Here is an 11220-nt window from a genome sequence, read left to right as displayed (position 1 = left end):
CATCTCATCGACACCGGTCAGGCGGCGCTGACGCTTCTTGACGATGACCGGTGAGAAGGTCCCTTCCCGGTCCCGCGGCACGTCCACCTCCACCGGGCCCGTGGTCTCCGTCAGCACCGTTTTTGGGCGCACGCCGTTGCGGGAATTCGCGGTCTGCTTCCCTGCCGTATCGTGCTTTTCATATCCGAGATGCTCGGTCATTTCCTCATCGAGCGCGGTCTCGATCACGGTCTTGGTCAGCTGCTTGAGCAGACCGTCCGGCCCGGTCAGGGACAGGCCCTGTTCCTTCGCCATTCTGACCAGCTCGCGCGCAGCGTCGCCCTCGGATACTTCTGTCTTCTTTTCAGCGGTTTTCGTACTCGGCACAGCCTCAAGTGTTGCGGCCATATCGGGCTCCTCCCCGCCAGGCTTACCGCCCGGCGTGTCGAGCCGGATACACCGTTATTTCCACAGTCCCGCTCGGTGATGACCGGATACGAGGAGACCATCGACGGGTGGCTGGCCGAGGACCAGCGGCGCCCGCGCAAGCAACGCCATACCGCCAAACGCGTCTTCGACCGCCTGGTGGCCGAGCACGGATTCACCGGTTCCTATTCAGCCGTGCAGCGGTACGTGAAGCGGTTCAAAGCACGCAACCGTGCCCGGGGCGAAGGATACGCGGAACTGGTTTGGCCCGCCGGCACCGCGCAGGTCGACTTCGGCCAGGCCGAGGCCATCATCGCCGGATCCGGCAGCTGCTGCATATCCTGGTCATCACCTTCCCGTTTTCGAACATGCGTTTCGTGCAGGCCTACCGCGGCGAGACGGCCGAGTGCGTTTGCCTCGGGTTGCGGACCATCTTCGAGCACATCGGAGCCGTCCCGAGACAGTTGGTCTTCGACAATGCCACCGGTGTGGGCCGGCGCACCGGGACGAGAGTGATCGAATCCAAGCTGTTCAACGCGTTTAAGCTGCATTACCGGACCGCGGCACGGTACTGCAATCCGAATTCAGGCAACGAGAAAGGCAACGTGGAGAACGCGGTCGGTTTCCTGCGCCGGAACCTGATGGTGCCCGAGCCCGAGGCCGCTACCCTGGCGGGCTTGAACCAGGTCCTGCTGGCCCGCTGCGACGCGCTGGCCAGCACAGTTCATGGCGCAAGCACCTTACGACCGGTGAGCTGTTCACCCAGGATGTTGCCGCGTCCATGGCCCTGCCCGGGATTGGATTCGACGCGGTGCGCTACGAATCCCGCAGGGCGGAGAAAACCGGGAACATCCTCATCGAGGGCAACACGTATGCCGCGGGTCCGGCGTTCGCCTCCCGCACGCTCACGGTGGGATTGCGCCACGATGTCGTCGAGATCCTCGACGAGCAGGCCGCGCCCGTCCTCACGTTCGGGCGGGTCTTCGGCAGACAAAGCCAGACGGTGTTCGAGCCGGCGACGTTGTTGCCGCTGCTGGTGCGCAAACCCGGGGCGTGGTCACACTCTCCGCTGCGGGAGGTGGTCCCGGACCCGGTGCGGGACTGGCTGGACTCGGCGGGAACGGCCGAGCGGCGCCGGCTGCTGAACGCGGTGGACGCCGCGACGGGACCGGCCGGGTTCGAGTCTGCCATCCAGGCCGCCGAGACCTTGATCCGTCACAACGGCACCCCGGATCCCGCAGCCCTGGCGATGCTCGCCCGCCGGATCGCCGACGGCGCCGAACCAGCGGCCGCCGAGGTGGATCTAGGCGTCTATGACAATCTCGTGGCAGCGGCCGGGGAGCTGGCATGAACGGGGTCGAGGTCCAACAGATCATCGAGGCCGGCCGGGCGGCATCCCTGACCCGTGACGTGCTGACCGAATGGGCGCAAAAAGGCACCCCGAAGCAGCGTGAATATCTGTTGGGCCTGTTGCAGGCCGAACACGCCTCGAGGCAGGAATCCCGTCGGCAGCGTCTGCTGCGTGCGGCCCGGCTGCCGGCGCTGAAAACCCTGGAAGGCTATGACTGGTCATCCGTCCGGTTCCCCGCGGACTACGGGCGGGAGGCGTTGACGTCGCTGGACTTCATTGACCGCGCCCAGGACCTGGTCCTCTATGGGGACGTCGGAACCGGCAAGACCCCACCTGGCCAGCGCGCTGGCTGCCGCTGCCTGCCAGCAGGGCATCCCGGCGAGGTTCTTCACTACCTCGGCCCTGGTGATGCAGCTGCGCCGGGCCAAAGAGGAACAACGACTCGACAAGGAGCTCGCCGCGCTGGCCCGGAACCGCGTCCTGGTCATTGACGAGCTTGGGTATTTGCCGATCGATACAGAGGGCGCACGCCTGCTCTTTCAGGTCATCACGGACAGCTACGAGAAACAGAGCCTCATCCTGACGACCAATTTGGAATTCTCCCGCTGGGGAACCGTGTTCGGGGATGACAACATGGCCGCCGCCGTGATCGACAGGATCGTCCACCACGGTCGGCTCCTGCAGTTCCGCGGCGAGTCCTACCGGGTCAAGAACGCCCTCATGAAATAGCCAATCGCCGAAATGGCAGGAAACCGTGCTCAAGTGGCCGGATTCTTAGTGCTGAAACGGCCGACTTCAAGTTGACGAAACACAGGGCGCGGAGATGGCCCTGCACAGCGCCTTCGGCATCGCCACCGACATGGACGTCTACTTCTGCGACCCGGCCAGCCCCTGGCAACGAGGATCCAACGAGAACACCAACAAACTTCTGCGCCAATACTTCCCCAAGGGCACCGACCTGAACGCCTACGGTCCCGAGGATCTGGAGCACGTCGCCCAAGAACTCAACGCCCGACCACCCAAAACGCTGGACTGGGACACGCCGGCGGAGCGACTACGTGGTTTACTTGAAGCCTGCTGACCACGGGTGTTGCATCGACCCCTAGAATCTGCCATTGGGGCTAGTCCCCTGTGGGCCGTGCGGTTGGCGACTCTTGAACATCCCGTCGAAGGAAGTGGGGTAGGAAACCGTGAGACCGCAGTTCAGCCCAGTTCAACAAGGAATACTCCGGTGACAATTACCGCGATTCCGACGAGCATTCGCTTTGTCAGGGGCTCCTTCCATATTAGATTTGCGAGGATCGCGAGCAAGAGGACACCAACCGCGGTCCAAATGCCGTAGGCAATTCCGACCGACATGCCTGCTTTTAATGTCAGACCGAGGCACGAAAAGGATAGGCTGTAACCCAAGACGACCCCGATGAGCCAAGGCTTTCGTCGAAATCCATCACTCGCGCGCAGACTCATTGTTGCCGTGATTTCAAACATGATGGCTAGTGTGAGCCAAAACCAGCTCATGACCCGGCATCGATTTCTGCCGGGTAGGGTGTCGGGTCTTTCGCCCCTCCGGTCTCGATCAGTATGACACCGACGATAATCACGCCGATGCCGATGATAGACGTGGTGCTAAGGTACTCGCCGAAGATGATCGCTCCGAGCAAGGCGATGCACGCAACGGCTATAGCCCCCCAAATTCCGTATGCGGGGGCAAGAGGCATTCCTGCTCGGAGGGACAGCCCAAGCAGGAAAAATGCCCCCGCATATCCGAGAACTACGAGCACCAGCCATGAGGGTTGACTAACCATTGCGCGCAAAGACATCGTCGCAATTATTTCCGACGAGATTGCGCCGGCGAGCAACGTCCACTTATGCATCTCAGACGTCCTTTTGCTGATTTTCGGTTGGTTCAAGGCAACGATGTCGAGAGTAGCTCGGAGTCAGCTATCAATCGAGGATGATCGTGTGGCCGTTCGTGAGAAAGACCCGTTCTTCAGCGTGGAGTTGTACGGTTTTTGAAAGGACTGCCCGCTCGATGTCACGTCCAACCACCACCATCTGCTCAGCACTCATTCGATGACTCACCGGTGACACTCCTTGTGTGATGATCGGGCCTTCATCGAGGTCTGCTGTGACGTAGTGTGCGGTCGCGCCCACAAGCTTGACCCCACGCTCCCGTGCCTGATGATAGGGCTTTGCGCCCTTGAAGCTTGGGAGAAAGGAATGATGGATGTTGATAATCCGACTCGCAAATCGCTGGCTGAAATCATCGGAGAGGATCTGCATGTAGCGTGCGAGAATGACGAAATCAACATCAGATTCCTCGATGAGTTGTATCACCCGTGCCTCTGCCTCGGCTTTCGTGGCAGGGGTTACAGGGATATGAGCGAAGGGGATGCCCTCCCGTTCGACCATCGGTCGCAGGAGCTCATGGTTCGAAACCACTACCGGTATTTCCACTGAGAGTTCACCCCGGCGGTAGCGATATAGCAGGTCATCCAGGCAGTGATCCAGCTGGGAGACCATCACGAGTGCGCGACGGTGCTGGTTCGCTTCGCGCAATTGGATGATCGGGTCGAACGGCTCGAGCTGGTCAGCAAACGCGGTGCGAAGCCGCTCTCGGGGCGCTGGGCTTTCAAACTTGATCCGTACACAGAATTTACCGCTCTCAAAGTCGGAGAACTGTGCACTTTCAAGGATGTTGCCCTGAGCCCTTGAGATCACGCCCGTAAGGGCGTGCGTGATGCCCGCCTGGTCGGGGGAAATGTACTTCAGCACATACTGCTGCATGTTCAACTCTTCGCTTTGAGACGCTGCGGGTCGTACGCAGGAGTTTGGCGGACGACCGCGTGGGCCCCTGTGCCTTCGCCGATTCTGAGCTCTGTACCTAGGGAAGCGTGCTCTCCGTTGACTCGGGCGAGGGCCAGTGTCTTTCCGTTAAGGACCGGCGAAGGCACAGCCACAGTCACTCGACCGGCCTGTGCGCCGTCGACGAATAGGGGAGCATTGTCAAGATTCTCTGCAGATGCGTCGATCTCGATGCTGACCAGCCGATTATCGACGGAGTCCTTCTTCGCAAGCAGCGCGCTCCGGCCTTGGAAGTTTCCTTTGTCAAAGTCGATGGTCCACCCGAGACGGCATTCGAAGGGGGTGGTCTTTCGATCGTATTCAACGCCGTTTACCAGCATGCCAGCCTCGGTACGAGCGACCATCAGCGCGCGCAGGCCCATCAGCCTGACTCCAAGATCCTTTTGCGCGAGAATTGCATCCCAGAGCTGTGCTGTGTGGGCAATCGGCACCATGATTTCATAGCCGAGTTCAGCGGTAAAACCTACACGGAAGATTGATGCGGGTGCGCCGGCGACGTCCACTTCATAGAGTGCCCCGTAGTAAGGGAGCGCCTCGTTGGATACATCCGCGTCAGTGAGCCGTTGCAACAATGCACGGCTGTTCGGGCCCTGGATAGACGCGACTGCGTACTCGTCGCGGCGATCGGTTAATGTTGTCCCTGGCAAGAGCGCCTTCTCGATCTGGGCCTGCGTGTCTAGTTCGCCCCCCATGAGCAAGATGCGCTCATCTGAGTATTTCACGACTGTGAGTTCTTCTTACATGAAGCCCTCGTCATCGACGATGACTCCGTATGCAAGACGGCCCAGTGGGAGTGCTGCGACATCGCGAGAGAAGATTGAATCTACAACCTTGATGGCGTCGGGACCATCGACAAACCATTTGCGAATCGGAGAATACTCGAGCACGACGACTGCTTCGCGAAGTGCCTGATACTCCTCCTCTGGGTCACCATAGTCTTGTGCCCATACCTGTCCGTACGTATCTTCCCAGTCTGACACCAGGTGTCCGAAGCGTTCGGAGGTTGGGTTGTGTGCGAGTCCGGTGGGTAGGGCCATGACAATACTCTTTCCTAGGATGGATGGCGGAAATTTGATGCGGTTGTTGGCTACTTGACTGCTTGGGGAACGTCACGTTCGTCAAGAGAAAACTTGGAGCTCCCATTTGACTTGGAGCTCTCATCTGCTCGTATGCGCGCGTAGGAGCACCTGTAATCGGGAGACTGTGGCGTGCACGTGCTCTTGGAGCGTCGCGTGGTGTGGTTCGAAGACCACCAGGAGAGGCGGCACCTTCTGTATTCTTCAGTGCCGCCGCCCCGGTCGGCGCCGTTCGATACTTCTTAGGCCGAGGTTGGTTCAGAAGCGAGCTCGGCCCGATCTGTCTTGCTGGGGGTAACGTCTTTCATCACAACAAGGGGAATCAGGAAGTTCAATACGAACATCGTGATCGCGAGTGTAATGAAGCCTACATTGTACGATCCGGTCGCATCGCGAACGGCGCCGATTACGAGCGGGAAGACAAGGCCGCCGACGAGGGCCCCAATTCCGTGGAGGAAGCCGTTCGCTGTCGCCGTCAGCCGGATTCCAACTGAATCAAAGGCGAGAGCAAACGCGATCGGCAGTCCCGTGTAGTGGAAAATGCCGGCGATCGGGAGCAGGATTGCAAGTACGGTGTAGTTGCCTGCCAGAAGCGCCAACGCAAAGCCGATGGAGCTGAGCGCGAGTCCCAATCCGGAGAGCAGGAGGAGCGGCTTGCGGCGTCGCAGCTGATCGGAAATCAAGCCGGCAACAACCGCGGCTACCGTGCCGACCAACGGGTACACAGCGGCCATAAAGCCAGCACCCTCTGCAGACCATCCTGCTTCTTCCATGAGCAGTGTCGGAACCCAGAAGACGACCATCGAGAAGACGCCCCACAGCCCGATGAGCACGAATGATGCGGCAATAATATTCCGGTGCGAAAGAACTTTGAGATACTGCTTTAAGATGCCCTCCTCAGGCGGTGCAAGCTTCCCGCGCTCCAGGTGCGGTGGCTCCTTCAGAAGTACCGCGGCAACGAGTGCCATGCCGATAATGATGATCGACGCGACGACGTTTCCAGCGTCGTAACCCGCGCTGGTGTAGACAATTGCCAGCAAGTACGTCGCAACAAGGGTGCCGACACCCTCGGTTGCGCCCATGACGCCGAGAGCCCCGGCCACTTTTCCTGACCGCTCGAACCACCGAGCCACCATCGTGTAAGGGCCAACGAACAGGAGCCCGATTCCGATACCCATCAGGGCGCGGGACAGGAGCAGAAATTCATAGTTCGGTGCAATTGTGAAGATAATCTGGCCAAGACCTGCGATCAGAAGTCCTGCAACGGTGCCGGCCCTCGGCCCCCTGCTATCAACCCAGTTGCCGACGACTAGCAGGGTGATGCCACCGGTCAAGGCGGTGATCGACGCGAGCGAACCAATCTGGGTGTAGTTGACATCCAGATTTTCCATGATGGTGGTGACCTGTGTGGAATAACCTATATATGCGATGAACACGGCGACGCCGGCAAAGAAGCACACCGACAGCGCCCTCCACCGGCCCTGTAATGGCCCAGTAGTTTCTGACATTTCTTATTCTCCAATGTAATTTGATTGAATTGTGTCGATTCACTATCCATGCAGTCTATTTGTACACCAGGACATAAACCCTGTTGCGTCACGATAAGATCTGATCAAGAGGAAGCAGCGTGAAATTGCTTCCGCAGTTATCCCATCCAGAATGTAAGCCACTAAGAGACTAATTTTTCAGATGATTGCCCCATTGCACCTACGGTTGCCGGCGGCAAGGAGATTCGTATATGAAGGGTTCGATCGGTGTATCGTCTACCAGATGCTGCAAACACCCAGTGACTTTAAATGCGGTACCCCAGCCAACCGGTCAGCCACGGAGCCGCAACTTGCTGCAGCCCTTAGCCGCCCGCGATACACAGATAAGCATGATGTCGTTTCTGCCTTGTTCTTCCTTGCTCAAGAGCGAGTCTCGGTGGTCGATGAGTCCCTCGATGACACGTGTTTGGCATGTGCCGCATGTACCTTCCTCGCACGAGGAGAAGACGGGCAAGCCGGCATCCTCAGCCACCGAGAGGATCGAACGGTCGGCAGGTATCTTGAGCGTCACGTCTGAATCAATGAACTCGACCTCGAACTCGTGATCCTCCTCGACGGATTCAAGCACCTTCGGTCGGAAACGCTCGACCCGCAAGCTTCCCGCCGGCCAGTGAGCCATCTGCCTTTCCACTGCATTCAGCAACGGCTCGGGCCCACAGGAATACACAGTCATGCCTGGCTCGACATGTTCCAACCAGGAGGCGAGATCCAACAATCCGACCTCGTCCTGCGGCGCAAAGGTGACCCTGTCGCCGTACTGCTGGAGCTCTTTCACGAATGCCATGGAGTTACGGGAACGACCGCCATACAACAATCTCCACGGAATACCTTTTCGTTCGGCGACAGTGATCATTGACAGAATCGGGGTGATCCCGATGCCGCCTGCGATGAACAGGTACTGAGACGAGGGCTCGAGGAGGAAGTTGTTGCGCGGTTCGCTGACCACGACCTCAACTCCAGGCAACAGTGTCTGGAACACACGTTCAGAACCCCCTCGGCCCTCCGGTTCTCTAAGAACCCCGAGACGCCACTGAGAGCTGTTCTGTGGGTCGGACGAGAGCGAATACTGCCGTATCAGCGATTCACCCAGCACCAATTCCAGATGCGCTCCCGGTTCCCACTTTGGCAGGGAACCCCCATCTGGTCGTTCGAGAAGGAGGGAAATGACTCCCTCGGCCTCGTCAATACGGTCTCTCACGATCACATTTATCATTGATGGATCAACTTTCTTGAGCTTTTCACTATCTGAATCGGTGTTCTCCGGAATCACGACCTAGCCATCTTCACTTTGTAGCTGTGGAGTTCGTGGAACATGGATCCTGCCGCCCATTTGGGCTCCTCGGCCACCTCGAACTCGATCGACCTCTTGGTCAACTCAAGGACCGTCATTTCACTCATAATCTGAACGACATTTCGACCGGGGCACACATAATGCCCGCCGCCGTAGGTGAACTGCTTGACGCGGTTCGACCGATCGAGTTGATACTCATGGGGGTCGGCGAACACTTCCGGATCTCGGCTTCCGAAGAACCAGCCCATGTGAATGTCGACACCTGCCGGAATTCGTACGCCGTCGTAGACGAACTCCTCACTTGAGTACCTCGGCATGGAAGCGACGACGGGATGAAGACGTGAACTCTCCTGGTAAACTGCGGTCGCGAATTCCATTGGGCTGCGGTCCGGGATTGTGGGCTGGAGGCCTGCTTCGACCATCGAATAAACCATATTGGTGATGAAAGGGCTCGATGTGTGGTATCCATCAATCAAGGCGCCGGCGAAGGCCTTATACGTATCCATTTCTTGGTCGCCACGATCGAGATAACGGTTGCTCTCTTGAATGTCTTCAAGCATCGGAGCTCTCTCCTCAATGACGGCCCGTGGGATCGCCTCTTCGAGAAGATCCATAAATACGTGGGCAGACTTGTTTGCGACGACCGTCTGCTCCATTGTCGGCGCGATGAGGAAAGATGTCTGAACCTTTTCTGCTTCAGCAAACAGTTGTTCTCCGACGTCTAGCGGCACTCCGATCGACGTGGCCCAGAAGTGAACCATCGCCATACGCGCAAAATCCTTCCGAAAGTCGAAAATTCCTTCCTCGAGGTTCTTATCAATGAGTTCATTTAGAAACGCTGAAATTTCCTCGCGAAACTTGCCAACGTTCTTTGGTGACAGCACTTTGTTCAATAACTGCTTCGCCGGTCGGTGCTGTGGCGGCATCCACGAGAAAATACTTGCGTGGAGGAGCCGGGCTACACCACTTTCGCTAAGGGAATCAGGGTGCCGCAGGCCACTGGTCATGACCCCGATCGGCTGGTGTCCGACTGCTGGATGGCGCGAAAGATCGGCCAACTGGGAGTTTCGATACACGAAAACAGAACCATCTGATAGTCGCAAAAGCCCCTGGTAGTCCCGGCTAAAAAGATCCTTCGCTGTCGACGCTAGATCCGTACCCCACTCCGGATCATCGAACTCATGCAGCAGTGGAATATCGGATATTTCTCGCAATGTTTCAGTCATAACTCCCTCGTTTCGTTCGGCAAACTAATAAGCCTTGACGAGCCCGCGGAATAGGGTGACTATTCGGATCCCCGCTAACGCCGGGATCTATCTGATTCTCGCGAAGCCGCCCAATCTCTGTACTCTAAAATCCCACCACTTTTCACATGTAGGTGATACGGGCCACAACGTTAGCGTGCATGGGATCACTTTGCAATCGGCTGAACTCTTTTCAAGAAATTCTTGGATACCGCTGACTAGGCCAAGGGCTGTCTCAAGCGCTCCAGAAAAGAGACCCGATGTGCCAGAGGTCAGTTGAATACCTGGACGATTGCCGGGTTTGCGAGGGAATCGGACGGCGCTGGGGCTGGCGCGCCAGGGGAGCCGAGGAATCCGTTCAGCAGCGAAGCGGTTCCTTCCAAGTGGTCCTGAGTGGCTTTGAAAGCCGTCTCGTGGTCTCCGCGCAGGATAGCGTCAACGATCGCTTGATGCTGCTGGTTGGAGTGCTCCAGGTTGGGCTCCAAAAAGGGAATGCGATCCAATAGATCGCTGACTCGGGCCCGGACATCTGCCACTGCTGCAGCCAGGCTTGGTGAACCCGTTACTTCTGCAATCGCGACGTGGAATCTGGCGTCCTTGGGCCGGTACAGGTCCGAGGGTGCTGCTGCTACCTCGGCCAAAGTGTCCAGTAAATGTCTGCGTTGAGCTGGAGAAAGCCGCGCCCTGGCGGCCAACGATGCAGCCGCCGGCTCCAAAACGCTTCGAAATGTGAGTGCATCCTCGACCTCATCCGGATCTAAGTCCGCGGGCCGCACAGGATCTACGAATCGGCGCTTGGCAACGTAGGTGCCGCCGTAGCGGCCGCGCTGAACCTCCACGTAACCCGCCTTTTGCAACTCCGCCAACGCATCACGCAAGGTGGCCCGTGATACGCCCAGCAACTCAGCAAGCTCACGCTCCGCCGGCAACTTGGCTCCGGCGCTGAACAGTCCCAGCTTGATGTTTTGAAGCAGTCTCTCGATTGTTTCTTCGAAAGCGTTCCCATTTCTGACAGGGCGAAGGAACCGGGCTGGTGTCTCGAACGGGGCGTCTTCCATAGGTCAATCATATTCCGGTATAGAAAAATACCTATGGATGCACCCCAAATGGGCAGTCAAGCGGAGGACATGAAGCGGCTTTAACTAAAAATTACGAGAAGTTGGCCCCGCGGCTTGACGCCCAGCGTGACCTGACCCACACTGTTTGAAGACTTATGGACTGTAAATAGACCATTACCTCTTTTGGAAGAAGGCAAACAGTATGACACCTTCGCATTCGAACAAGCCTGTCAAAGACGACACCGGCTATCTTGAGCACCGCCAATTGAAGCGCGGGGCCGCAGGATGGGTGCTGCTGGCAGGGCTGGGTGTTGCGTACGTTATTTCTGGAGATTTCGCTGGTTGGAACCTGGGTTTGGCCCAAGGCGGCTGGGGCGGACTCC

Annotated in this window: 11 protein-coding genes and 4 pseudogenes; 5 read left to right on the top strand and 10 right to left on the bottom strand. The window is 58.1% G+C overall.

The genetic code is table 11. The features are described from left to right. Positions 1–387: transposase (locus tag ACQ3I4_RS16205; RefSeq protein WP_430633347.1), on the bottom strand; the 387-nt coding region annotated here is incomplete at its 3' end. 72 nt (positions 388–459) lie between these two features. Between ACQ3I4_RS16205 and istA the strand changes: the two are divergent. From istA to ACQ3I4_RS16185, 4 genes and pseudogenes are all read left to right on the top strand, one after another. Further along, positions 460–1756: pseudogene (istA, locus tag ACQ3I4_RS16200) on the top strand (IS21 family transposase); the annotation flags it as partial. Next, positions 1753–2247, top strand: coding sequence for an ATP-binding protein (locus ACQ3I4_RS16195; RefSeq protein ID WP_329864083.1), 495 nt, complete (start codon positions 1753–1755; stop codon positions 2245–2247). The pseudogene istA and the gene ACQ3I4_RS16195, both read left to right, overlap by 4 nt. Then, entirely contained in the window at positions 2129–2485 is a 357-nt protein-coding gene (locus ACQ3I4_RS16190; protein WP_329864093.1) for an ATP-binding protein, read from the top strand. Before ACQ3I4_RS16195 ends, ACQ3I4_RS16190 begins: the two co-directional genes overlap by 119 nt. A gap of 82 nt (positions 2486–2567) precedes the next feature. Further along, positions 2568–2837 (top strand): annotated as a pseudogene (locus ACQ3I4_RS16185) (IS30 family transposase); the annotation flags it as partial. Positions 2838–2959: 122 nt separating this feature from the next. On the opposite strand, the gene ACQ3I4_RS16180 reads toward ACQ3I4_RS16185, so the two are convergent. From ACQ3I4_RS16180 to ACQ3I4_RS16140, 9 genes and pseudogenes are all read right to left on the bottom strand, one after another. After that, the gene (locus ACQ3I4_RS16180) at positions 2960–3244 is read right to left on the bottom strand and encodes a DMT family transporter (protein WP_329864084.1); all 285 of its coding nucleotides are present in this window, start codon (positions 3242–3244) and stop codon (positions 2960–2962) included. Between the two features lie 26 nt (positions 3245–3270). Continuing rightward, the gene (locus ACQ3I4_RS16175) at positions 3271–3630 is read right to left on the bottom strand and encodes a DMT family transporter (protein ID WP_329864085.1); all 360 of its coding nucleotides are present in this window, start codon (positions 3628–3630) and stop codon (positions 3271–3273) included. Positions 3631–3700: 70 nt separating this feature from the next. Then, a complete protein-coding gene (purU, locus tag ACQ3I4_RS16170) occupies positions 3701–4543 on the bottom strand; it encodes a formyltetrahydrofolate deformylase (protein ID WP_329864087.1) in 843 nt (280 codons plus the stop codon). A gap of 2 nt (positions 4544–4545) precedes the next feature. Further along, positions 4546–4788, bottom strand: a complete 243-nt coding sequence (locus ACQ3I4_RS16165) for a glycine cleavage T C-terminal barrel domain-containing protein (RefSeq protein WP_430633908.1) — start codon at positions 4786–4788, stop codon at positions 4546–4548. A 99-nt stretch (positions 4789–4887) separates the two neighbouring features. Then, positions 4888–5658 (bottom strand): annotated as a pseudogene (locus ACQ3I4_RS16160) (hypothetical protein); the annotation flags it as partial. Positions 5659–5939: 281 nt separating this feature from the next. Continuing rightward, a complete protein-coding gene (locus tag ACQ3I4_RS16155) occupies positions 5940–7205 on the bottom strand; it encodes an MFS transporter (RefSeq protein ID WP_430633907.1) in 1266 nt (421 codons plus the stop codon). 310 nt (positions 7206–7515) lie between these two features. Beyond that, entirely contained in the window at positions 7516–8514 is a 999-nt protein-coding gene (locus tag ACQ3I4_RS16150) for a PDR/VanB family oxidoreductase (RefSeq protein WP_329864090.1), read from the bottom strand. Continuing rightward, positions 8511–9761: a cytochrome P450 gene (locus tag ACQ3I4_RS16145; RefSeq protein ID WP_430633906.1), complete on the bottom strand. Its 1251-nt coding sequence runs from the start codon at positions 9759–9761 to the stop codon at positions 8511–8513. Before ACQ3I4_RS16145 ends, ACQ3I4_RS16150 begins: the two co-directional genes overlap by 4 nt. A gap of 290 nt (positions 9762–10051) precedes the next feature. Beyond that, entirely contained in the window at positions 10052–10837 is a 786-nt protein-coding gene (locus tag ACQ3I4_RS16140) for a FadR/GntR family transcriptional regulator (RefSeq protein ID WP_329863854.1), read from the bottom strand. 202 nt (positions 10838–11039) lie between these two features. On the opposite strand from ACQ3I4_RS16140, the pseudogene ACQ3I4_RS16135 reads away from it, so the two are divergent. Further along, positions 11040–11220: pseudogene (locus ACQ3I4_RS16135) on the top strand (ethanolamine permease); the annotation flags it as partial.

The organism is Zafaria sp. Z1313 (assembly GCF_050563205.1).
In the GTDB taxonomy this organism is placed as follows: domain Bacteria; phylum Actinomycetota; class Actinomycetes; order Actinomycetales; family Micrococcaceae; genus JAZDCJ01.
The sequence above is the reverse complement of the archived record's forward strand: the minus strand, read 5'-3'. Positions and strand labels throughout refer to the sequence as shown.